Source organism: Corynebacterium sp. CCUG 61414 (assembly GCF_024453945.1).
Lineage (GTDB): Bacteria > Actinomycetota > Actinomycetes > Mycobacteriales > Mycobacteriaceae > Corynebacterium > Corynebacterium pseudogenitalium.
The window spans coordinates 159,317-182,025 of the sequence record NZ_JAGPYU010000001.1 but is presented as its reverse complement, the minus strand read 5'-3'; the positions used below and the strand labels follow the sequence as shown (position 1 = coordinate 182,025).

Annotated in this window: 19 protein-coding genes; 3 read left to right on the top strand and 16 right to left on the bottom strand. The window is 60.5% G+C overall.

Features of this window, described 5'->3' with window-relative positions; all coding sequences use genetic code 11:
* Positions 1-26 precede the first annotated feature (26 nt).
* Complete coding sequence (gene rpsB / locus KBX14_RS00830; protein WP_070362281.1) at positions 27-941, bottom strand: 30S ribosomal protein S2; 915 nt, start codon at positions 939-941, stop codon at positions 27-29.
* A gap of 308 nt (positions 942-1,249) precedes the next feature.
* Between rpsB and KBX14_RS00825 the strand changes: the two genes are divergently transcribed.
* Positions 1,250-1,741 carry a M23 family metallopeptidase gene (locus KBX14_RS00825; protein WP_143110510.1) on the top strand — a complete coding sequence of 164 codons (492 nt, stop codon included), beginning with the start codon at positions 1,250-1,252 and terminating at the stop codon, positions 1,739-1,741.
* Between the two features lie 4 nt (positions 1,742-1,745).
* Here KBX14_RS00825 and KBX14_RS00820 read toward each other — a convergent pair whose 3' ends face one another.
* The 12 genes from KBX14_RS00820 to rpsP form a co-directional block, all read right to left on the bottom strand.
* Positions 1,746-2,651: a tyrosine recombinase XerC gene (locus KBX14_RS00820; RefSeq protein ID WP_252930795.1), complete on the bottom strand. Its 906-nt coding sequence runs from the start codon at positions 2,649-2,651 to the stop codon at positions 1,746-1,748.
* Positions 2,652-2,672: 21 nt separating this feature from the next.
* On the bottom strand, positions 2,673-3,857 hold the full coding sequence (locus KBX14_RS00815; RefSeq protein WP_071572509.1) for a DNA-processing protein DprA: 1,185 nt from the start codon (positions 3,855-3,857) through the stop codon (positions 2,673-2,675).
* The gene (locus tag KBX14_RS00810; protein WP_256041683.1) at positions 3,854-5,410 is read right to left on the bottom strand and encodes a YifB family Mg chelatase-like AAA ATPase; all 1,557 of its coding nucleotides are present in this window, start codon (positions 5,408-5,410) and stop codon (positions 3,854-3,856) included. Before KBX14_RS00810 ends, KBX14_RS00815 begins: the two co-directional genes overlap by 4 nt.
* Positions 5,397-5,771 (bottom strand): YraN family protein, encoded by a 375-nt coding sequence (locus KBX14_RS00805; protein WP_083329535.1) that lies wholly within the window; start codon positions 5,769-5,771, stop codon positions 5,397-5,399. The genes KBX14_RS00810 and KBX14_RS00805 overlap by 14 nt, the downstream gene beginning before the upstream one ends.
* Positions 5,772-5,913: 142 nt before the next feature.
* Positions 5,914-6,222: a DUF2469 domain-containing protein gene (locus tag KBX14_RS00800; protein ID WP_070362276.1), complete on the bottom strand. Its 309-nt coding sequence runs from the start codon at positions 6,220-6,222 to the stop codon at positions 5,914-5,916.
* A complete protein-coding gene (locus KBX14_RS00795) occupies positions 6,219-6,863 on the bottom strand; it encodes a ribonuclease HII (RefSeq protein ID WP_256041682.1) in 645 nt (214 codons plus the stop codon). Before KBX14_RS00795 ends, KBX14_RS00800 begins: the two co-directional genes overlap by 4 nt.
* 25 nt (positions 6,864-6,888) lie before the next feature.
* Positions 6,889-7,578 (bottom strand): signal peptidase I, encoded by a 690-nt coding sequence (gene lepB / locus KBX14_RS00790; protein ID WP_083290932.1) that lies wholly within the window; start codon positions 7,576-7,578, stop codon positions 6,889-6,891.
* A 119-nt stretch (positions 7,579-7,697) separates the two neighbouring features.
* Entirely contained in the window at positions 7,698-8,045 is a 348-nt protein-coding gene (gene rplS / locus KBX14_RS00785) for a 50S ribosomal protein L19 (protein WP_070362274.1), read from the bottom strand.
* 114 nt (positions 8,046-8,159) lie between these two features.
* Complete coding sequence (locus KBX14_RS00780; protein WP_256041681.1) at positions 8,160-10,460, bottom strand: Tex family protein; 2,301 nt, start codon at positions 10,458-10,460, stop codon at positions 8,160-8,162.
* A gap of 17 nt (positions 10,461-10,477) precedes the next feature.
* Positions 10,478-11,665: a tRNA (guanosine(37)-N1)-methyltransferase TrmD gene (trmD, locus tag KBX14_RS00775; protein WP_256041680.1), complete on the bottom strand. Its 1,188-nt coding sequence runs from the start codon at positions 11,663-11,665 to the stop codon at positions 10,478-10,480.
* Positions 11,658-12,170: a ribosome maturation factor RimM gene (rimM, locus tag KBX14_RS00770; RefSeq protein ID WP_350338457.1), complete on the bottom strand. Its 513-nt coding sequence runs from the start codon at positions 12,168-12,170 to the stop codon at positions 11,658-11,660. Before rimM ends, trmD begins: the two co-directional genes overlap by 8 nt.
* Positions 12,171-12,259: 89 nt before the next feature.
* Positions 12,260-12,754 (bottom strand): 30S ribosomal protein S16, encoded by a 495-nt coding sequence (rpsP, locus tag KBX14_RS00765; protein WP_070362270.1) that lies wholly within the window; start codon positions 12,752-12,754, stop codon positions 12,260-12,262.
* A 359-nt stretch (positions 12,755-13,113) separates the two neighbouring features.
* Between rpsP and KBX14_RS00760 the strand changes: the two genes are divergently transcribed.
* Positions 13,114-15,279, top strand: coding sequence for an acyltransferase family protein (locus KBX14_RS00760; protein WP_256041678.1), 2,166 nt, complete (start codon positions 13,114-13,116; stop codon positions 15,277-15,279).
* Between the two features lie 64 nt (positions 15,280-15,343).
* On the opposite strand, the gene ffh is transcribed toward KBX14_RS00760, so the two are convergent.
* Together ffh and ftsY are read right to left on the bottom strand one after the other, a co-directional pair.
* Positions 15,344-16,945 (bottom strand): signal recognition particle protein, encoded by a 1,602-nt coding sequence (gene ffh, locus KBX14_RS00755; protein WP_256041677.1) that lies wholly within the window; start codon positions 16,943-16,945, stop codon positions 15,344-15,346.
* A gap of 95 nt (positions 16,946-17,040) precedes the next feature.
* Positions 17,041-18,624: a signal recognition particle-docking protein FtsY gene (gene ftsY / locus KBX14_RS00750; protein ID WP_256041676.1), complete on the bottom strand. Its 1,584-nt coding sequence runs from the start codon at positions 18,622-18,624 to the stop codon at positions 17,041-17,043.
* A gap of 77 nt (positions 18,625-18,701) precedes the next feature.
* Here ftsY and KBX14_RS00745 point away from each other — a divergent pair, with 77 nt between their 5' ends.
* Complete coding sequence (locus KBX14_RS00745; protein ID WP_256020263.1) at positions 18,702-19,226, top strand: META domain-containing protein; 525 nt, start codon at positions 18,702-18,704, stop codon at positions 19,224-19,226.
* A 15-nt stretch (positions 19,227-19,241) separates the two neighbouring features.
* Here the strand turns inward: KBX14_RS00745 and smc are convergent, their stop codons facing one another.
* On the bottom strand, positions 19,242-22,706 hold the full coding sequence (gene smc, locus KBX14_RS00740; RefSeq protein ID WP_256041675.1) for a chromosome segregation protein SMC: 3,465 nt from the start codon (positions 22,704-22,706) through the stop codon (positions 19,242-19,244).
* Between the last annotated feature and the right edge of the window lie 3 nt (positions 22,707-22,709).

Genomic DNA, 22,709 nt, shown 5'->3' with positions numbered 1-22,709 from the left:
ACGTTTCGCGCGTCCTGCGAGCGGAGTTACTTAGCCTGCTGAGCTTGCTCTGCAGCGCGAACAGCGTGTGGCTGCTCGACTGGTGCAACCTCCTGTGGCGCAGCAGCTTCAGCCTCAGCAGCTGCCTTTGCAGCGTCTGCAGCGGAAACCTCAGCGGATGCGGCTGCCTGAGCAGCGGCCTCTGCAACCTCTGCCTGGTGCTTAGCGTCGGTGTCGCCTGCAGCCTCACGTGCGGAAGCCAGCTGACGCTCTTCGCGCTGCTGCTTACCAGCGATGACTGCCTCGCCGATGATGTGGGTCAGAATCTTGACCGCGCCGATGGCGTCGTCGTTACCCGGGATTGGGAAGTTGACGTCGTCCGGATCGCAGTTGGTGTCAAGAACAGCAACAACCGGGATACGCAGCTTCTCTGCCTCGTTGACCGCGATGTGCTCCTTGTTCGTGTCAACAACCCACAGAGCAGAAGGTGCCTTGGTCATGTCAGCGATGCCACCGAGGACACGCTCGAGCTTCTGGCGCTCGCGGGTCAGCATCAGAACTTCCTTCTTGCCGCGACCTGCGTAGCCGTTCTCAGCAGCGTCCATAGCCTGGAGCTCCTTCATACGGGCGATACGCTTGGAAACGGTCTGGAAGTTGGTGAGCATGCCACCGAGCCAGCGGTGCGTTACGTATGGCATACCAACGCGCTGAGCCTCTTCCTGAATAGGCTCCTGCGCCTGCTTCTTCGTACCAACAAACAGGATCGTGCCGCCGTGTGCAACGGTCTCCTTGACGAACTCGAAAGCCTCGTCAATGTAGGTCAGCGTCTGCTGCAAGTCGATGATGTAAATGCCGTTGCGGTCGGTGAAGATGAAGCGACGCATCTTCGGGTTCCAACGACGCGTCTGGTGGCCAAAGTGGACACCTGCGTCGAGGAGTTCGCGCATGGTTACAACTGCCATGGGAATTTCTCCTTTGGAGTAATCTCGTTCGGTTAATGTTCATGTACTGCAAGGGTTTTTATCCCTCGCCCTAGCACCGCACCCGCTCAACACCCTCATACTGTGGGACCAACGCTGAGCTGGCGTTATTCGGCGCGCGTAGTCAACTTCGAAAAGTTGCCTTGCCAAGCATAGTCGACTATCCCTCGATTACCTAATTTGACCTGCACAAACCCTGAGCTTTATCCACAGGCCAGTTTTTCTCCACAGGCTGCATGCCCACAGCCTTGTCCACTACCGCGGTTTCAGGGCTCAATGGCAACATGCACATGTTCACACGCTTACTCGCGGCCATTGCTCCCCTACTTTGCACGTGGTGCTTGGCGCCTCAGGCTCTTGCGTACGTCGACCCCACCACGGGGCTGCCCTACGCAACCCGGATTACACGGCCCGCAGAGATCCCGGAGAAGAACTGGATGCCGGGGCATCGCGGGGTTGATCTTGCGCTACGCGTCGGAGCCACTGTTCTAGCAGCAGACAACGGGACAGTCGCTTTCGTGGGCAAGGTAGCAGGCACACCCATTATCAGTATTGATCACCCAGATGGCATCCGTACGACGTACCAGCCTGTACACGCGCGTGTGCGGCAAGGCGACGAAGTAAAACTCGGCGATGCGATTGGGACGCTGGCACGGCCGACGGGGCCGCAGGCACATCTCCAGGACGGGCTGCACTGGGGCGCACTCATTGCGAAAGACACCTACATCAATCCGCTTTCCCTCTTATCGACGCCCACCATTCGGTTGAAGCCGACCCGTTAGAGGCTCATGCCCTGGGGTGCGCTTGGTTGTAAATCTGCGTGAGCCGCTGTGAGGAGACGTGCGTGTATATCTGCGTGGTTTGCAGGCTAGAGTGCCCGAGCATTTCTTGCACCATTCGTAGGTCGGCGCCGCCTTCAAGCATTTGCGTAGCCGCTGTGTGTCGCAACGAGTGCGGCGTGATACTCGCCTGCCCCGCTTGCAGCCCGGCGCGCTCGACGATTCGGCGAACTTGGCGTTGGTCGATGCGCTTTCCCTGGGTGCCAACGAACAGCGGTTCGGCCCCCGCGTTAGCACTATTGGCGAGGGCTGGCCGGGCGTCGTGAAGCCATGTGGTGAGTGCCTCGTGTGCGTTGTTTCCGAAGGGAACGATGCGTTGTTTGTTGCCTTTGCCAGTGACTTTTGCGGTGTTGGTATGGAAGTCGAGGTCGTCGATGTTGAGGGCGACGAGTTCGCCGACGCGGATTGCGCTGGCGTAGAGCAGTTCGAGGATGGCGGTGTCGCGGATGTCTTCTGGTGTGTCGCCGTGGGGGCGGATGAGTTCCTCGGTAGCGGGGGCGCTGAGCACGGTGGGTAGTTTGCGCTGTTCTTTCGGGGTGCGCAGGCGGGCTGCTTCGTCCTTTGCGATGTAGCCGTGTTGATAAGCCCAGGTGGAAAAGGCGCGCGCGGATGCGGTGCGGCGCGAGATGGTGGAGCGGGCTTTGCCTGCTTGGACTGCGTCGGCGAGCCAGTGACGTAGAGCGTCGATGGTGAATGCGTTGAGATCTGATGTGTACGGCGCGAGTGTGGTGAGATCCGATCTGTAGCTCTTGCAGGTCGCCGCGGCGCGGTTTTTGACGTGTTGGCAGTAATCGATGAAGTCGTCCACCGCGGTAAGAAACTGGGTGGACGACTGATCGTGGCTGCTACTCATGCTCCGTATTGTATCGGTGCCTTAGGGTTTGGCTGTCTCGCTTCGTCGCCACAGCTGGCCTTCCCGCTGGATCAGTCCCTTGCCTTGCAGCTCAATGAGCGTGTTGATGGTGACTTGGAGGGATAGCGCGGCGGCACCTGCAATCTCCTCCGCTACAAGCCCGTCGCGATGATGCTTTGGCGCGGCATCGTAGATGCGCATCTCGGTGCGGGTCAGGAGCTGGAGGGGCGAAGCTACATTGTTGTCCGCAAGTTCTTGTTCTGCATCCAGTCCGTTCTCGAGGCGGATCGCCTCGTGGACGTAGGTCGCGTTGAGCACCATCGTGGCCTCCCCCTTATAGATGGCGAGGTTGGTGCCGACAGATCCGGCGGTGGTTATCGGCCCAGGTACTGCGAGCGTCCCGCGTTGGTAGTACTGCGCCCAGCGCAACGTGCTAAGTGCTCCGGAGCGGTAGGCGGCTTCTATTACTAGCGTGGCCTGTGTGAACCCAGCGACGAGTCGGTTCCGGGTGAGGAAGCGGTGTCTCTCAGGGGCCATGCCAGGGCTGTATTCGGTGATGATCGCTCCCCCTGCCGCCACGATGCGATCAAATAGCTGTTTGTGGCGCCTCGGGTAGGTGATACCCGGCCCGCATGCGGCGAACACCACAGTTGGCAGTCCCGCCTCGAGGGCCGCATCGTGGGCTGCCGCATCAATACCGAGTGCACCGCCGGAGACGATAGTGTATCCCCAGCGCTTCAGTCCATGCACGATGTCACGGGTGGCTGAATGCCCATATGCGCTCAGCGCTCGTGTGCCGACGATCGCGATCGAGTTTTCCAATAGCTCCGGCAGGTTGGTATTGCCTCGAACCCAGAGGGCGTGTGGCGGAACCCCGTCTGCACGTATCGGAGCACCTTCGCCATCCCGACTCATCTTTGCGCCGAGATTGAAGGAGTCATAAATCCGTTCGCGAGGCCACTCGGGCGATTCCGGTGTGATAAGTGTGTACCCATGCTCCGCTGCAGTAGCTAGGTCTTCTGCTGGCTGGTCCCAGGTGTATCTCGCATCGGTGTCGGCGGCCAGGTCACCGAGCCAGGGCGCTCGTGTGCGCACGCCTTCGGCGATTTCGTCAGCGGTATAGCCTTCGTTTCGCAGTGCCCACAGCGCCGTCGACGGACCCTCGATGACACGGTTGAGGTAGGCCCATGATTCAAGCGCGCTCATGCCGATGCCTCCTCACGTGCTGAAAGCAAGGTCTGGTCGTCTCGAAGATCGACGGCCTCAGCGACGTGCCCGAGGTGTGGGCACTGTGCACCAGTGAGATCCGCCAAGGTCCACGATAATTTCAGGATGCGGTCGATACCGCGCTGGCTGACCTCCCCGCGCGCAAGCATCGAAGAGAGGAACATCATCGCGGAATCTTCCGCCGGGAAGTATCGACGCAGCCACGGCCCCGGCACGCGCGCATTCGTCAACGCCCCGTTCGTGTGTTCCTCGCACGTCCGCCACCGATGTGCCGCACGGTCCCGTGCCTCTGCCACACGCTGGGCGATGGCCGTGGAAGACTCTGCCCCGTTTGGGTTTAGCACGGCGTTATCCAGCGAAGTCCTGCAGACAATATCCAGCCGGTCCCGCAGCGGACCCGAAATACTTCGCGCATACCGCGCACGCTGCGCCCCGGAGCACCGACAGCGGTTCGCTGGTTTTCCACACGGGCATGGATTCATCGCGAGGATGAGCTGGAAGTCGGCTGGAAAGACGACGTCGCGGTTGCTGCGTCGCAGGCGCACCTCGCCTTTCTCCAGGGGAATGCGCAACGCATCGAGGGTAGCGGACGCGATCTCAGAGGCTTCGTCGAGAAACAGCACACCGTTATGGGCTTGACTGACCGCGCCGGGGCGAGGAATCCCGCTGCCTCCCCCGATGAGTTGCGCCTTGGAAAGCGACGGGTCCGGCGCGATGAACGGGCGGTGCGCAATCAGCTCTCCCCCGGCGATCCCGGCAGCTGCGTGAATCGCTGTGGACGTGACCATTTCTTCGACGTCCATTGCGGGGAGGATGGATGGGAGACGCTCTGCAAGCATGGACTTGCCTGAGCCGGGTGGTCCGATCATTAGCATGTGATGCGCACCGGCCGCGGCGACTTCCATAATCCTTCGCTCGGGGCCTTGCCCTGCGATGTCTGCAAAGTCCAGCTGTCGTCCTTGCTCAATGCTTGGCGCACCCACAGAAGCTACTTCAAGCACCTCTTCCCCGACCAGCCACGCCCACACCTGCGCCAGCGAGTCCGCCAGCACGATGTCTCCGCGTGACACGAGCTGTGCCTGGTGCTCGTTCGCGCGCGGAACCACAATGCGGTCAATTCCACCCTCCTGAACAAGCAGCTCCTGGGCCGCCAGCAGCATCGGCAGCACTTCCGGTACAGGCCGCAAGCTGCCATCCAGCGCCAACTCTCCTACAAAAAATGTTCGCGATAGTGCCCGTTGAGCGCGTGGATCTAGGCTCCCCATCACCGCCAACGCAATCGGCAAGTCAAACTGCGAACCAGCCTTCGGCAGGTGCGCCGGCGACAGCGACACCATCGCCTTCGTCTTCGGCCACGGCAGTGAACTATTACGGCAGGCGGTACGGATTCGCTCGCGGGATTCTTTCACGGCAGCATCGGCGAGCCCAACAATATGCATTCCTGGTAACCCTGGCCCGACGTTGGCCTCCACGCGTACGATGCGCGCCCGAATGCCCTCAACCGTGGCACTCAACGTACTAGCAAGCGGCATCTTCGACCCCCATGATGAACTCAAACTCGAAGCCGTCCTCGTGATACATCGCCTCCACGACGTCGAACCGGACTTCGTAGAACCCCTCAGTGCTGCGCAACCACTCAGCAGCCGCGTTACGCATTGCCATCATCTTCTTCGCGTGCACCGCCTCAACCGAACCAAACCCCGGTAAACGACGAGTTTTCACCTCTACGAACACCACGGTGCCGTAAGAGTCCTGCATAATCAGGTCAATCTCGCCATGCCGTAATCGCACCCGCCTGCCAAGGCACGTGTAGCCCAACGCTAAATACTCCTCCAGTACGGCATCTTCCCCTAGACGGCCAAGCTGGTACTGGTCCATGCACGGTTTCTGCATAACTTCGTTCCCTTCTTCACATCCTTGTTCGTTTGCACACCTCCAGACGCACCAGAGGCGTAAGTGTTTAGACGCAAAAACCCCTCCCGCGGTTCCTTACAGGCAACACGCGGGAGGGGCGGAGGGGACGTCGAAACGCAGACTACGAATTAGGGAACGTGATGTCCGGCTTGTCTAGCTCCTCGATATTGACATCCTTGTACGTAATGACGCGGACGTAGCGAACAAAACGCACCGCGCGGTACATGTCCCACACCCAACAATCCGACATACGGACCTCGTAGTACACATCGTTGCCGTCTTTGTGCGGGATCAACTCGACAGCATTCGCAAGGTAGAAACGACGCTCCGTCTCCACAACAAACGAGAACTGGCTCGCGACGTCTCGATACTCGCGATACAGCGACAGCTCGACGTCAGCCTCGTAATTGTCCAGATCCTCAGCACTCATGCGGTGCCCCCTTCGTAAATCTCAACGGCAGTTCTCACGTTGGCATAACTATAACGATGTTGCGGCGTCGCCCCGTGGCGGCGCACCGCATCCATGTGCGCCTTCGTGCCATACCCCTTGTGGCGCTCCAACCCATACCCCGGGTACTGCTCCGCGTAGCCATCGAGGAGACGGTCGCGGCTCACTTTAGCTAACACACTGGCGGCGGCGATGCACCGGGCACTCGCGTCACCGCCGATAATCGGCAGTTGTGGTAGGGGCAAACCCGCGATATGGAAGGCGTCGACAAGCGCGTACCGCGCCTCCGTCTCTAGCTGCGCAACTGCGCGCCGGGCCCCGTCAATGTTGGCATGCTGCACCCCGCGGTGATCAATCTCGCTGGCGGGCACGTGCACGATCGAGTACGCGAGCGCGTGCTGGCAAATGATGTCAAAGAGTGCTTCTCGACGCTTCGCCGTCAACTGCTTGGAATCCGTCAGCCCTTCAAGTTGCCGTATCGGCTGCGGTGGTAGCACGCACGCGGCGACTGTCAGTGGCCCGAAGCAGGCGCCCCGGCCGGCCTCGTCAACCCCTGCGACTGGACCGAGACCGGCCTTTTCAAGTGCCACCTCGTACGTCCGAAGCTGCTTCAAACGACGCACCACAGCTCACACACCAAGCGTCGGGCTACTGCTGGATCGCCGGGTCGTCGACGCCACCAAAACGCTGGAGTGGGAACACAATCGCAAGAACTTTTCCGCGAAGGTTCTCCTCCGGGATCGTGCCCTGGTACTCATCACCAAGGTGGTAGCGCGAATCAGCGGAATTCGTGCGGTTATCACCCATCATGAAGTAGTTCCCATCAGGGACAGTTACCGGGCCGAAATAATTACCACCGCAAGCGTCGGACCCAGTCTCAGGATCCACCGGGTAGTAGTTCGGCTGCAGCGTGTACGACTGGTCGATCGGCTTGCCGTCCACCATCACCGCCGGATCCCCCTCCTGGCAGGACACCGTCTGGCCACCCTTCGCGATGATGCGCTTGACCAACGTGTTCTCATCCTTCGGCACCAGCCCCACCCAGGAGGACACCTCCTGCAGACCGGCAATGGCCGGGTTGTCGGAGCGGTTAGTGACGAAGCCGGTATTCCACGAGTCAGTCCCCTTAAACACGACGACGTCACCCGGCTCCGGATCGGAGAAGTAGTAGGACACCTTCTCCACGAAGATGCGATCACCCTTGCCGTCCTGTCCATGCAACGTCGGCTCCATCGACGCAGACGGAATCACGTAGAGGCGGCCAATGAATGTCTGAATAATGAAGATGAACACCAAGGTGAGTACAACGACCATCGGGATTTCGATGTACCACGGCATGGATTTTTCTTCAGATGCGCTCTTTTCGTTCACCCGCAACACTCTAGCAGCGCAACAAAACACCCCGCACCTTACGAAGCGTAAGTGTGCGGGGTGCTGCGCAAGAAACGGGTATGCGCTTAGCGACGCTCCTTGATGCGGGCAGCCTTGCCGCGCAGGTCGCGCATGTAGTACAGCTTCGCGCGACGTACGTCACCCTTGCGGACGACCTCAATCTTCTCCAGGTTCGGGGAGTGTACCGGGAAGGTACGCTCAACACCGATACCGAAGGAAACCTTGCGGACCGTGAACGTCTCACGGATGCCGTCACCCTGACGACGAACGACGAAGCCAGTGAAGACCTGGGTACGGGTGACCGAACCCTCGATAACCTTGACGTGTACGTCGAGGGTATCGCCCGGACGGAAGTCAGGGATATCGTCACGCAGCTGGCCTGCGTCTACAAGATCAATAATGCCGTTGCTCATTGAAGCAATCCTTTACGTTTCTGGACAGAGGACCCTAGCGGCTTTTTCCACAGGTGGACGCTCGGCTGGTTCATGTCGCTTACAATAACCCGCACGATTCTACATGCGAGCACGTCACTTCCCAAATCCGGCACGCTTGAGTGCATCCGCCATCGAACCGCCCTGCGGCGCACCTCCAGCGCGACCTCGCTGGCGCTTCCCACCCTGACGGCTCGGCTTCTGCTGCGGCTTCTTCCCGCGTGAAGACTCACGCTTCTGTTCGCTCCCCGGCTCATCATCCAGGCGCAGCGTGAGGCTAATTCGCTGGCGCTGCACGTCCACCTCGAGGACCTTCACCTTCACCACTTCACCCGAGCGCACGACCTCGTGCGGGTCCTTCACAAAAGAATGGCTCATCGCAGACACGTGCACGAGGCCATCCTGGTGCACGCCGACGTCCACAAACGCGCCGAATGCGGCGACGTTGGTGACCGTCCCTTCCAGAATCATGCCCGGCTGGAGGTCAGACACCTTGTGTACGCCTTCTTTAAAAGTGGCCGTCTTAAACTCCGGACGCGGATCCCGGCCTGGTTTTTCCAACTCGGCAAAGATATCCGTGATGGTTGGGACGCCGAAGGTGTCGTCGGCAAAGTCTTGCGGACGAAGACCCGACAGCACTCTGCTGTTACCAACGAGTGCCGCAGTGTCCACCCCAGATTGCTGAGCGATGCGCTCCACAACGGGGTAGGCCTCCGGATGCACAGCGGAGCCATCAAGCGGATTCTCTCCGCCTTGGATGCGTAGGAAGCCGGCCGACTGCTCGAAGGCCTTCGGCCCAAGTCGCGGCACCTTCTTCAGCTCCTTGCGCGAAGCAAACACACCATGTTCATCGCGGTAGGCAACGATGTTCTTCGCGATCGTCGGCGTCACGCCAGCGACTCGTTCCAGCAGCGGTACCGACGCCGTATTGACGTCCACCCCGACTGAGTTCACCGCATCCTCCACCACGGCGTCCAACGACTGCGCGAGCGCCGCCTGATTCACATCGTGCTGGTACTGCCCCACGCCAATTGACTTCGGGTCGACCTTGACCAGCTCCGCAAGCGGGTCCTGGAGGCGCCGCCCAATCGAGACCGCGGAACGCAGTGACACATCCATGTCCGGAAACTCCTGAGCCGCGATCTCAGAAGCCGAGTACACCGACGCACCCGATTCCGACACCACCACCGGAACAGGCCTGCGCCCGCCCGCTGCTGCGATCATGTCCGCGACCTCTCGTGCAAGCTTCTCCGTCTCCCGCGACGCCGTGCCGTTACCAATCGCGATGAGCTCCACGCCGTGTTCCGCCACGGTGGTCGCGAGCACCTGCACCGCCTGCTGCCATTGGTTCTGCGGTTGGTGTGGGTAGACGATCGCGGTCGCGAGCACCTTCCCCGTGCCATCTACGGTCGCTGTTTTTACACCGTTCCTGTAACCCGGATCCAGCGCCAGGGTCGCGCGTTGACCGGCAGGAGCGGCCAGCAGCACATCGCGAAGATTCGTACTGAAGACGTCCAGAGCCGCCTCATCCGCGCGCTCCTTCAGACGCATCCGTGTATCCAAATTAGAAGAGACCTGCAGCTTTGTCTTCCATGCCCACCGCACGGCCTTCGCCAACCACGGGCTCTTTTCACAGTTAAGGTCGAAACGGTTCGCGATCATCCCCTCGTACGCCGCGTCATCTCCGGCGTCCAAATCCAGCGAAAGCACGCCTTCCTGCTCGCCTCGCAGCAGCGCTAAAATGCGGTGCGACGGCAACGAGGCGAATGGCTCGCTGAAGTCGAAATAGTCGCGGAACTTCGCACCCTCGTTCTCCTTGCCTTCGACGACGCTCGAACGCATCGTTCCGGACTCGTACACCTTGTCGCGGACCTCGCCGACGAGATCCGCATCGGTGGCGATCCTGTCAACCAAGATCGCGCGGGCACCGTCCAGCACCGCTTTCGTGTCGGCGAACCCTTCACAGATATAGCGTGCCGCCTCTGTCTCGGCGTCGGCCGAAGGGGCGTCAATAAGCGAGTCAACGAGCGGCTCGAGACCGGCCTCACGCGCGATATCCGCCTTGGTCTTCCTGCGCTTCTTATACGGCAGGTAGAGATCCTCGACGCGCGCCTTCGTATCCGCACCCATGATGAGCGCCTTGAGCTCATCAGTGAGTTTGCCCTGCTCCTCGATCGCCTCAATGACCGAAGCCTTGCGCTCCTCAAGCTCGATCAAATACGCATTGCGCTGCTCAATGTGGCGCAGCTGTGTGTCATCCAAGCCACCGGTAGCTTCCTTCCGGTAGCGAGAAATGAATGGGACCGTATTCCCCTCTGCCAACAGTTGCAGCGCAGCCTCAACGTGGCGTGGCGCTACCTGGAGTTCCGATGCAATGGTCTCAGCAATGAACGTCATTCCGGACATTCTAATGCTTATGCGTTCCCATCCACGAGGCGGGTCGATCCGTACCAGTAGGTACCTCTGGGCAGGCCTGCAACCACCGCTTGCGTCGCAGCGTCCAGCTCGAGCGCGGTGCGGCCGCGCACCTCGAGCCTGCACAAAGACTCAAGAGGCGGATGCCCCTCCTTCAACAGGTAATCGGTCTCAAGAATCGACTCATCCTCGCAGTGCGGGCCGATCGGCTCCAGTGAGATTTTGGGCTCGCGGTAACCAGTCTTGCGCAACGCACGGGCCAAAGACTTGCGCGCCTTCGGCCAGCGCTTCTCGTCGACGAGCACCTGCATTGCCGTCACGACGTCGCGGCCGTACAGCGCAAACTCGTCATCCTCATCGAGCTCGGCGGCGTCCAATAGCTCCGGGCGGACTTGCTGCGTGCGCAGCAGCGATACATCACGTCGGTAGCGCTCCACCTTGGCGTGATCACCCGAAAAGAGCACGTCAGGGGCGCCGATCCCGCGCCACGTTCGTGGCTTTGTGTAGCTCGGTCCCTCAAGCAACCCATCGGAAAAACTATCGTCCTCGTGGCTCTGCGTATTGCCCAGCACCCCGGGAATCAGACGGGTGACGGCCTCCGCGATCACCAACGTAGCCACCTCCCCGCCGATGAGCACGTAATCGCCGATAGAGACCTCGCGCACCCGGTACCGCTGCTGGGCGTCAACAAAGACTCGCTGGTCAATACCCTCGTAGCGGCCACAAGCAAACACGATGTGGGACTCGCGCGACCACGCCTGCGCATCCTGCTGCGTAAACGGAGATCCCGCCGGAGTAGGCACAATCAGCAGTGGTTGCTCAGCAGATTCGCCTTCGCGGACATCACTAACTTCATACGGCCGTGGCGCGACGGCGTGGACCTCATCGTGGCGGGCCTTGTCATTGCGGTGCGGAGCGGCGGAACGCAACCCTTCACCTTCGTTGCCAGCTGCCACGGCATCAAGCGCCTCACCCCACACATCCGGGCGCATCACCATACCAGGCCCGCCGCCGAGCGGAGGGGCGTCGACAGACTTATGTACACCAAGCCCCCACTGTCGAAGATCATGCACGCCGACGCTCACAATCCCCTGCTCAATCGCCTTGCCCAACAACGCGTGGCGCAGCGGCTCAAGGTATTCGGGGAAAATGGTGACAATGTCGAGCCTCAAGGTGTGCCTAGACATCGAGTAAACCCTCTGGCGGGGTGATCGACAGGAAGCCCTTCTCCAGATCTACTTCGGGCACAATATCGCTCACGAACGGCACGAGGACCTCACGGCCGTCGTACTCAACCTCCAGAATCTGGCGCCCCGGCGTATGCATCACACCTGTGACCTGCCCGATCTCCTCCCCATCAAGACGCACATTCAGTCCAATCAATTCGTGATCGTAGAACTCATCCGGGTCCGCGTCCTCCCCGCGTTCAAGCGGCGCCGCAAAGAACTTCAGCCCTCGCAGCCCCTCAGCGGCGGTACGGTCCGGCACCTCTTCGAAGCTGAGCAACAAGCGTCCTTTGTGCGGGCGGGCCGTCGCAACGGTGAGTTCAATATCCTTCCCCGTTTGCGTGCCGCACAGCTTGCTGCCCACTGCGAAGCGGACCTCGGGCTGGTCCGTGTGCACTTCCACCGCGACTTCGCCCTTAATACCGTGAGTCTTCACGACCCGACCAATCAGTAGCTCCATGCTCAATTACCCTACTTTTCGACGCCCACTTCGCAAACAAAAACGGCACGCCCTCCGACCACACGGATCGGGAACGTGCCGTTGCGAGGTTCGGATTAGTCCTCGGACTCCTCAGCTGGGGACTCCTCTTCAGCGGACTCCGCAGCCTCAGCAGCTGCAGCTGCCTCAGCCTCTGCGGCAGCCTTGGCCTCAGCCTCTTCCTTTGCCTTCTTGCGCTTCTCGGTGATCGCCTCAGCGGTCGGGCCGTTGTTGGCCTCCTCGAGAGCCTTGTTGAACAGGTCAAGCTTGGATGGCTTCTCCTCAGCAACCTTGAGGGTGCCCTCAGCACCGTCGAGGCCCTTGTGCTTCTGCCAGTCGCCGGTGATCTTCAGCAGAGCGAGCACAGGCTCGGTCGGCTGCGCACCAACGCCGAGCCAGTACTGAGCACGCTCGGAGTCGATCTTGATGAGGGAAGGCTCCTGCTTCGGGTGGTAGATACCGATGTTCTCGACAACCTTGCCATCACGACGAGCCTTCGCGTCAGCGATGACAACACGGTACTGCGCGTTACGGATCTTACCGACGCGCTGCAGCTTAATCTTTACAGCCATGAAATTTCTTCCTTTACGGTCACCGGGCAGTACAGACACCCGCCAACACGATAGGCGGGCCGGTTCAACCCTTCTTCTTTACCCTGCGCGTGACTGGTTGGGCGACATCGCACATCTCTGCACGTGACGGGTCCAACGCGAACGCAGTTTGGTCCTGTTCAAAACCTGCATACACAGATAATCAACCTGAAAGAGGTTACCCCATAGCGAACCAATTCCCAAACAGGACTTGTTATCTAGGCAGATAGTTACCATTTGCCTGCCTGTTGCGGGTATCGTCTTTTCAGTTGCCCGCCGAAAAATAGCATGAAGCGTAATGAGGGCGCGAAACAATCTGAGAGTACACGAGGTTTTTCAGCATGCCTGCACCGAGCACGAAACGCTCAACCGCATACCGCGTCGACCTTGACGGGCTTCGAGGCTTTGCTATCGCACTAGTCGTCTTGTTCCACGTCTACGTCGGCCGAGTCTCAGGCGGCGTCGACGTCTTCTTGCTGCTGTCTGGATACTTCTTCCTCGGCGGCCAGATCCGCTACGCAATGCGCCCAAACCCAAGCCTCAACCCCTGGTGGCCACTGTGGCGCACTATTCGACGCCTCGTTCCAGCACTTGCGCTCACTGTCCTGGCAACCATGCTTGGCGTGATGCTGCTCGCCCCCGAACTCATGGGCGTGGAACTCTCCAAGCAGTTCACCGCCTCCATGCTGTACTACCAAAACTGGGAGCTGATCGCCCAAGATGCGGATTATGCGGCGGCAAGCCAGGACACCTCGCCGCTGCAACACCTGTGGTCAATGAGTGTGCAGGGCCAGTTCTACGTTTTCGCCATTTTGTTGGGGACGCTGCTGGCCTTCTTGATCTGGAAGTGCAAAGTTCCGGCTGTCATTGCCAAGCGAGGCGCGATCACGCTGCTCGCCATTATCACCGTTGCTTCGTTCGCATACGCTGCGCGCTTCGGCTTCGTCGGTACGGGCCAGAACTACTACTCCACCTTCTCCCGTGCGTGGGAGCTCGCGCTCGGTGGGTTGCTTGCCTTCGTGCCAACCAGCCGTTTCCTGCCACAGCGCACAGCCGCGTGGACTGCGGGCCTTGGCGTTGTGATGATTTCGATTACCGGCATCGTCGTCACCACTTCACTCGCGTTCCCCGGCCCTGTCACGCTGCTGCCACTCACTGGCGCCGCGCTGATTGTCATGAGTGGCAACCAGAACTCGGTCTCAAACATTCTGGCGTCGAAGCCGATGACGTGGCTAGGCAGCATCGCCTATTCCCTCTATCTTTGGCACTGGCCGTTGCTCATCATTGTCACTCTTGCTGGAGGGTTCGGGACTCCTCCGTGGTGGGTTGGCACCCTCGTCATCGCGGTTTCGCTCGGACTCGCACACGTCACACACCTGCTGGTAGAAGACCCGCTGCGTCAACACCGCAAGCGCCCGCAATCGACCGATACACCGGTTATCGACGCCCGCTCGACGCTGCGCACCCGCACCGGCATTGGCCGCGCAGGCGGCGGCGTGCTGGTTTCCGTGCTCGTTGCCACTATTTTTGCAATCCAACCGCTTTGGAATCAGCGCATCGAGGACGCAGACCGCGATCTTCCGGAGGACCTTTACCCGGGCGCCCTCGCCATTGCTGGTGCTGAAGTCCCAGACGTCAAGCCACAGCCCGATCCGGCCCTGATTGCGGGCATCTACCCACCTATCGGCGTAGACGAGTGCATGATCATGATCCCCCAACCGGCAACGGACATGCCTCGTCCCGACTGCCAGTACGGCGACCTCGAGTCCGACGTCACTGTAGTGATGACCGGCGGGTCCCACATCGAGCCGTACGTCGTGCCCCTCGACAAGCTCGGGAAAGAGCACCACTTCCGGGTCATTCCGTACGTACGGCAGGAGTGCCCGATTGTCATCGGCGGTGCCGACAGAGACGAGTTCGTCAGCGATGTATGCGCTCAATGGTCGGAGCTTGCGTTCCAGAACATCGTCGAGATGAACCCGGACCTGGTGATTTCAAACTCCACACGCCCCGAGGGCCACGCAGGCGGTGCAGCGTTTTCCACGGACAAGGTCCCCGACGCCTACGCGAACCTGTGGCAGAACTTCGCCTACTACGGCATCCCGTTCGTTGGTTTGCGCGATAACCCATGGATGTTCACCCCAGAAGGCGATCCTATGGACCCGAACCTCTGCATCGTTGCTGGTGCCTCCGAACGCGACTGCTCAGCACTGCGCAGCACAATCTACGGGCCCGAGGACCCAGCAACCTCGTACCTCTTGCCCGAGAATCACCAGTGGTCTATCGATACCGCTGACTGGTTCTGCGACGACAAGTTTTGCCCGCCACAGCGTGGCAACGTGTACATCTACCGCGACCAGAACCACATCTCGAACGCCTACGCAGCAACGCTCGCTCCGCTTCTGTGGGCTGAGCTGATGCCGATCTTCGAAGAGCTAGGCCTGCTCCCGGGGCCCGCCACGGATCCCACACCGAGCTTGGAGATGGACGCACCCGCTACGCAGTAGCGTGCGAGCACGATAGCAAAGGGCCGGTACGGATGCCCGTACCGGCCCTTCAGTGTTTTGCTGACTACTTCTTCTTGCCCATGCGCTTCATCGCTGCGCCGAAGTCAAGATTGTTGAGGTCAAGCCCCTCCATACCTGGAGGAAGTTGTTCCTGCATCTTCTGCAGATCCTCCATGCCAGGCATTCCCGGCATCTGTGGCATGCCCGGCATCTTCGGGCCTCCACCACGGCGCTTCGCGGGCTTGCGCTTCCCGTTCTTGCCCCTGCGTCCCTTGGGCTTCTTCTTCGTCGCGGAGCGTCCGCCACCCATGCCCGGCATTCCTGGTAGGCCGAACTGGTTGGCCATCGCGCCCATCATCTTCTTCGCCTCAAAAAAGCGTTCAACGAGCTGGTTGACGTCAGAGACTTTCACGCCGGAACCAGCAGCGATGCGCTTCCTGCGCGACGCATTGAGAATCTTCGGGTTCGCGCGTTCCTCAGGCGTCATACCGCGGATGATTGCCTGGATGCGGTCCAGCTGCTTCTCATCAACCATGTCCGCCATCTGGTTCATCTGCTTGCCGCCAGGCATCATCTTGAGCAGATTGCCGATCGGGCCCATGCGGCGGATCATCAGCATCTGGTTCAGGAAGTCTTCAAGCGTGAGCTCCCCAGTGCCGAGTCGGCTCGCGGCCTCCTCAGCCTCCTTCTGGTCGAAGACGGTCTCTGCGTGCTCAATGAGTGAGAGCAGGTCGCCCATACCGAGGATGCGACTCGACATGCGCTCCGGGTGGAAGACATCAAAGTCGTCGAGCTTCTCACCGGTGGACGCGAACAGGATCGGCTTGCCGGTGACTTCGCGAATGGACAGAGCTGCACCACCGCGGGCGTCACCGTCGAGCTTCGTCAGCACGACGCCGGTGAAATCCACGCCGTCCGCGAAGGCCCGCGCAGTCGTGACCGCGTCCTGACCAATCATCGCATCGATCACAAACAGGACTTCATCAGGCTGGACTGCATCACGGATGTTACGGGCCTGCGTCATCAGTGTTTCGTCAATACCCAAACGGCCCGCGGTATCGATGATCACCACGTCGTGCTTGTTCTGCTTCGCGTGCTCAATACCAGCCTGCGCCACCGCGACAGGGTCGCCGTGGGAAGTGCCCATCTCGTGCTCAAACGAGTCGATGGACGTGCCAGGATCCGGAGCGAACGTTGCAACCTCGGCGCGCTCACCCACAATCTGGAGCTGCTGCACCGCGCCCGGGCGCTGGAGGTCACAGGCCACCAGCAGCGGTGTGTGTCCTTGTTTTGCCAGGTGGCGGGACAGCTTACCTGCCAGGGTGGTCTTACCAGCACCCTGTAGACCTGCCAGCATGATGACGGTCGGCGGTGTCTTTGCAAAGTTGAGGCGTCGAGTCTCTCCGCCCAAAATGGCGGTCAGCTCCTGGTCAACAATCTTGACCACTTGCTGTGCCGGGTTCAGCGCCTCTGAAACGTCGGAGCCCAAAGCGCGCTCTTTCACGCGCTTAATGAAGGCGCGTACGACAGTCAGCGAGACGTCAGCCTCCAGCAGCGCGATCCGAATCTCACGTGCTGTGGCGTTAATGTCAGCCTCGGTGAGCTTGCCTTTGCCGCGCAAGCCTCCAAGCGCTGATTGTAAGCGGTCAGACAGTGACTCGAACACAGTGCGTTGCTCCCTTAACTAATTCATTCTTCGGTAATGAGACAGAACGCACCTAGCCTAGCGCCTTTCCGCCCAACTGTTCACATCACGCCAGGCTATCCCAGCAGAGCATCCACAAAGCTCTCTACTTCAAACGGCGCGAGGTCATCGGCGCCTTCGCCAAGACCCACAAGTTTGACCGGCACACCCAGTTCCTCTTGCACCTGGAACACAATGCCGCCCTTCGCGGTACCGTCCAGCTTCGTCAGCACCACACCGGTGATATCAACGACCTCTCGGAACACTCGCGCCTGCGCAATGCCGTTTTGTCCAACCGTTGCATCCAGTACCAGGAGCACCTCATCAACAGTGGATTTCTTTTCGACGACCCGTTTCACCTTACCCAGCTGATCCATCAAGCCAGTCGAGGTGTGCAGACGGCCCGCTGTGTCTACAAGCACGACATCCGCACCCTCTTGCACGCCGGTCGCCACGGCGTCAAACGCGACAGAGGCAGGGTCCGCGCCTTCTGCTCCGCGGACCGTAGAGGCGCCTACCCGACGCCCCCACGTCTCCAGCTGGTCTGCCGCAGCAGCGCGGAATGTATCCGCAGCGCCAAGTACCACCGAGTGGCCCATCGCTACGAGTACACGTGCAAGCTTGCCCGTCGTGGTGGTCTTACCCGTGCCGTTGACGCCGACTACCAAGATCACAGCGGGCTTGCCTTCGTTCGGCATTGCGTGAATCGAACGATCGAGCTCTGGCTTCGCGGCTTCGATCAGGGTTTCCCGCAGCATTGCGCGTGCTTCAGCCTCAGATGCCACGCCTCGCTCGGCAATCTTCTGACGCAGTGCATCGGTAATGCGCATGGTCAGATCCGCACCGATATCTGCCATGATGAGGGTGTCTTCGATCTCTTCCCACGCGTCCTCGTCGAGGTCGCCTGCGGTAAGAATGCCAAGCAGCCCTTGGCCAATCGCGTTCTGCGAGCGCGACAGGCGCCCGCGCAGCTTGCCCATCCGGCCTGCGGCTGGCGCGATTGCCTCGACAGGCTCGGAGGAGACTGGTTCGCTGACAATTGCGTCCTCGGTCGGTTCGGCGCCGTCTTCCAGGGCACGTTCCGCCCCGTCGACCGTTGCTGCGGCTGCGTCCGCTGCCTCTTGTGCTTCTTCGATGTCTTGGTGTTCGACGTCTGCTTCGTCGGAGGCGGGTTCTGCAGGCGCGGGCGCCTTTGGCTCTTCCGTGACCAGTGTCGGTTCCGGCTCCTTCTCAACCTCAGGTTTCGGTTCTACTGCAGATTCAGGCTCGGCCTGCGGTTCCGGTACAGCCACCGGCTCAGGCTTTTCAGACTGAGTTTCCTCAACCGGCTCCGGCTCAGGCTCAGGCTCAGGCGCCGGCTCCTCCTCTACAAGCGGCTCAGGCTCTGGCATTGGTGCAGCCTGAGCGGGCTCCGGCTCGGAGGGGGCGTCGACAAGCGGGACAGGCTCCTTCTCCTTCGCCCCAGCTTGGGCAAAATTAAAACCGCCTTTTGCCTGGTAATTCCCTGATTTTTCCTGCTGGGTAAGCTCTTTCGGCTCCTCGGTCTTTTCAAAGGAAACAGACTTTGCCGATTTCCGTTTATTGCCAACAATGATGATGCCCACAATGAGAATCACGAGCACCACAGCTGCAATTGCAATCCATAACGAGTACGTAGTCATGACTTCCATAGTGCCAAAGGCGCCCACAATTGTGTGGAATACCCCATTTATCCCTGTAACGTGGTTGAATAAGGTTTATGAATACTCCCCCATTTTTGAAGAATCTGCCACAAGACGTTGCCCAATGGATCCTGCCAGTCCTCACAACGCTGATTTCGCTGGCCGTCGGACTTGGCATCATTGCCTCAAGTGGCCAGCTTGGCAGCTCAAAGGTAGACGTGCCGAGCGTTGGCACCGACGCGCCGAAGGAGGCAGTACCAGCGACTGGTGAGGCGCTCACCACCGCGCTGAACACCACCTGGGCACCGCTGCCGTTGTATGACGGCGCTACTGTCCAATTTGTCAAGGAAGATAAGGGCTACGTGCTTGTAGGCGGTCCATGCAACGGCTACGGCGTCGGCTTCACCATTGACGAAGCAACTGGTGCAGTCTCCACGTTCAAGACGCCGACGACGAGGAAGGCATGCCCGTCTGAGGACACCATCTGGGAAAACACCACCAGCGACTTGCTGAAGCAGACCACGAGTCTGAAGGTGCTCGGCCAGGATAAACTCTTCGCCGTTGGTTCTGAGGGAACACTGGAGCTTGTTGTAAAGAACTAAGCCCCGCACCCCTATTTATGCGTCCGGATCGGAGTCAGGAGCTGACCCCGCCGGGCGCATTCTTTGTGAGAGCACCCTCGTTACACCATCACCGCGCATGGTGACACCGTAGAGCACGTTCGCCACATTCATGGTCGGCTTCTGGTGGGTGATCACAATCAGTTGCGAGTCCTGCCGCAGCTCCTCGAGCAGCGCGATCAATCGGCGCAGATTCACGTCATCAAGCGCTGCTTCCACCTCGTCCAACACGTAGAACGGGCTCGGACGCGCTCGGAAAATCGCTACCAGAAACGCCAGAGCAGTCAGCGACTTCTCTCCACCTGACAGCAGTGACAGCCGCTTGACGCGCTTGCCCGGTGGGCGCGCCTCGATCTCGATGCCGGTGAGCAGCATGTCATCTGGTTCCGTGAGTATCAGGCGGGCTTCCCCACCGGGAAACAGCGTATGGAACACACGTGGAAACTCCTCCTCCACGTCGTGCCAGGCATCCGTGAAGAGCTGCAAAATGTGGGCGTCGACATCCTCGATGACGTCGAGCAAGTCCTTTCGAGCCTGAATCACATCGGCAAGCTGGGTAGAGAGGAACGTATAGCGTTCCTCAAGCGCCTTAAACTCTTCGAGAGCCAGCGGGTTCACCTTCCCCAAAGAGCGCAAATCTTTTTCGGCCTGGCGCAGTCGCTGGGTCTCAGTGGACTCGTCAAAGTCTTCTCCCGGCGTGAAGTTCGCGAGCAAGTCATCGACCGAAATACCGAGCGACTCGACGATCTTCTGCTGAGCTTCCTCAAGACGCACCTTCGCCTGCGACCTTGCAATGTCTGCGGCGTGCGCGCGGTCACTCAACCGATTCAGCTGCTGACGAGCAGCGCTGACCTGCGATCGCTCTTGTTGAATCCTGCCCTGCAGCGCAGCAAGCGTGCGCTGCAGCTCATCGCGCTGCGCGGTGGCTCGCTGTAATGCATCCTGGACTCGCGAGATCAGAACCTCCGTATGTTCCTTCACGGCTCCGGCGAGCAGGGCTTGGGACCGCCGACGTGCAACGGCTGCGTCATGACGCGCTTTTGCCTGGCGCTCGTTTTCCGCCTGGCGCCGCAACGCATCGCCCTTCCCCGCAATCGCCTGAGCGCGCTGTTGCGTCTCACGAGCAGCGAGAACCGCTTCCAGTTCGAGCGCCTTCGCCTGCGTCAGTTGCTGGGATGCAGCATCGCGTGCCTCGGGCGAAGGGCCTTCCGCAGCAGGAGTGTCGTCGATGCGAGAAAGACGCTCCTGGGTTTCCAGCAGTTGCTCACGGCGCTGAGCGAGCCGCTGCTCTGCCTCCTCAAGCTGCTGCGCGGCACGGACGCGCTCTTGCTCGGCCGTGTCCGATTGCGCAGCCAAGCGCTGATGCTCACGCTGCCACGAAGCAACCTCGGTGTCGTGCTCGCGCAGCGCTGCCTTCGCCGCCGCAACATTCACCCGCGCGTCCTCGGCTGCGAGCTGCGCTCCCTCAAACGTGCCCGAGAGCTCCGCCAACGCGTGCTCTGCGGTGCGTAGGTCTCGCTGTGCGGCTTCAACCTGCGCACTCACCTCGACCGTAGACGCGCTCGCGATGCCTACCGACATCCAGCCTTCGCCGAATAGTGCCCCCTCTCGCGTCACAGCACGCAGTCGTGGGTCTGCCTTCACGACGTCCACGCCCTCCTGCGGCGTCTCCACTACGACAACGTCTGCCAACAGGCGCGCCACGGGGCCCGCGACCGAAACGTCGACGTCGAGGTGGTCGAGGAGCCAGTCATAGCACCCGTCGGTTTCAACACGCCACAGCGCACCGCCGACTGCCTCAACGATGCTGGCACGATCTGCGGATTGCAGCTGCTCCACAACGTCCAAGTCGCGCTCGCCCACCAATGCCTCACTGAAGCCACCAAGCGCGGCAGCCAGCGCTCCTGCCAGGTCAGCAGGAGCCTTCACCAGTGATGCAAGCGCGGGATAGCCTCCGAGCATCTCCTCCGCGGTACGTGTTGGCATTTGGTGCTGCAGCGTCTCTATCTTCGACTGCAGCGTAAACACCGCCCGCTCATGCTCGCGCTGCTGCGTCTGTAGCTCCTGAAAGCGCTGCTCGGCGGCGGTGAGCTCTGAGCTTGCTTGCTCGTACTCATGGACGAGTGGCCCTCGGCGGGCTTCAAGCTCAGCAATCTTCTCCGCTACCTCCTCGGCTTCGCCGCGGGCACTGTGGGCCCGCTCGCTGCTGAGTGAAAGTTGTTCCTCAAGCCGGGTTGCCTCTTGCTCACCTCCGAGCACGGCCTGCTGGTGCGCCTCCTCTTGCGCCACCAGCCGCACAACGCCCTCACGGCGATCCGCTACCGCCTGAATCTGCGCCACGTGTTCGCGTTCAGCTTCATCGAACGCAGCCTGGTATTCGGCAACGTCTTCCCGAACAACCTCAAGTCGCTCCGCGGCCTCCTCGGCAGCCTCAATGGCCACCTCATATTCTTCGTCCGCTGCTGCCGCCCGAGCGAGCAGCTCCTCTGGGTCTTGCCCGTGGTACTCAGTCTGCGTGTTCAGGTTGTGCGCGCGTTCCTGTGCGATGCGCAACGTCGCGTTCGCCCGTTCCTCGAGAGATGACAGTGCAAACCAAGTTTCCTGTGACTCCTGGGCACGCGGCTGTACCTCCCGTTGTTCTTCCTCGAGCTGCGCGTACTGTTCCTCAGCGCTCTCGAGCGACGCGGTCACGGTCTCGACCTGTTCTTCGAGCAGCTTCGCACTCTCGTCACTTTGTGCATGCGCTGCCTGCAGCGTGACCATCTGGTGGCCGGCGAGGCGGAGCCGGGCGTCGCGAAGCGTGGCTTGCACAGTCGCGGCGCGCTTCGCGGCTTCGGCCTGGCGCTCCAGCGGCTTGAGCTGCTTGCCAAGCTCATCTGTCAGATCCTGCAACCTGTCGACGTTGCCCTGCATCGACTGCAGCTTGCGTTGCGCCTTTTCCTTGCGACGCCGATGCTTCAGCACACCCGCAGCTTCCTCAATGAACGCTCGGCGCTCCTCAGGGCGCGACTCCAAAATCTCAGACAGCTTGCCCTGCCCGACGATGATGTGCATCTCGCGGCCAATACCTGAGTCCGACAACAGCTCCTGAATGTCCATCAGCCGGGCTTTCGAGCCGTTAATTTCGTACTCGGAGGCTCCATCACGGAACATACGTCGCGTGATCGCAACCTCCGTGAAGTCCACTGGAAGGTGCTTATCGCTGTTGTCGAAGGTGAGTGTTACCTCTGCGCGCCCTAGTGGCTTGCGGTCCCCCGCTCCCGCGAAGATGACATCCTGCATCTTCCCACCGCGTAGATTCTTCGCACCCTGCTCCCCCATCACCCAGGCAAGCGCGTCGACGACGTTCGATTTACCTGAGCCGTTCGGTCCGACAACAGCGCAGATGCCGGGCTCGAACTTCATCGTCGTCGAAGAAGCGAAGGACTTAAAGCCCTTCAGCGTCAACGATTTCAAATGCATTGT

Bases quoted from the DNA above. Each gene is read 5' to 3' on its own strand.
- rpsB (WP_070362281.1), bottom strand. From the start codon at position 941: ATGGCAGTTGTAACCATGCGCGAACTCCTCGACGCAGGTGTCCACTTT.
- KBX14_RS00825 (WP_143110510.1), top strand. From the start codon at position 1,250: ATGTTCACACGCTTACTCGCGGCCATTGCTCCCCTACTTTGCACGTGG.
- KBX14_RS00820 (WP_252930795.1), bottom strand. From the start codon at position 2,651: ATGAGTAGCAGCCACGATCAGTCGTCCACCCAGTTTCTTACCGCGGTG.
- KBX14_RS00815 (WP_071572509.1), bottom strand. From the start codon at position 3,857: ATGAGCGCGCTTGAATCATGGGCCTACCTCAACCGTGTCATCGAGGGT.
- KBX14_RS00810 (WP_256041683.1), bottom strand. From the start codon at position 5,410: ATGCCGCTTGCTAGTACGTTGAGTGCCACGGTTGAGGGCATTCGGGCG.
- KBX14_RS00805 (WP_083329535.1), bottom strand. From the start codon at position 5,771: ATGCAGAAACCGTGCATGGACCAGTACCAGCTTGGCCGTCTAGGGGAA.
- KBX14_RS00800 (WP_070362276.1), bottom strand. From the start codon at position 6,222: ATGAGTGCTGAGGATCTGGACAATTACGAGGCTGACGTCGAGCTGTCG.
- lepB (WP_083290932.1), bottom strand. From the start codon at position 7,578: ATGCCGTGGTACATCGAAATCCCGATGGTCGTTGTACTCACCTTGGTG.
- rplS (WP_070362274.1), bottom strand. From the start codon at position 8,045: ATGAGCAACGGCATTATTGATCTTGTAGACGCAGGCCAGCTGCGTGAC.
- KBX14_RS00780 (WP_256041681.1), bottom strand. From the start codon at position 10,460: ATGACGTTCATTGCTGAGACCATTGCATCGGAACTCCAGGTAGCGCCA.
- trmD (WP_256041680.1), bottom strand. From the start codon at position 11,665: ATGTCTAGGCACACCTTGAGGCTCGACATTGTCACCATTTTCCCCGAA.
- rpsP (WP_070362270.1), bottom strand. From the start codon at position 12,754: ATGGCTGTAAAGATTAAGCTGCAGCGCGTCGGTAAGATCCGTAACGCG.
- KBX14_RS00760 (WP_256041678.1), top strand. From the start codon at position 13,114: ATGCCTGCACCGAGCACGAAACGCTCAACCGCATACCGCGTCGACCTT.
- ftsY (WP_256041676.1), bottom strand. From the start codon at position 18,624: ATGACTACGTACTCGTTATGGATTGCAATTGCAGCTGTGGTGCTCGTG.
- KBX14_RS00745 (WP_256020263.1), top strand. From the start codon at position 18,702: ATGAATACTCCCCCATTTTTGAAGAATCTGCCACAAGACGTTGCCCAA.
- smc (WP_256041675.1), bottom strand. From the start codon at position 22,706: ATGCATTTGAAATCGTTGACGCTGAAGGGCTTTAAGTCCTTCGCTTCT.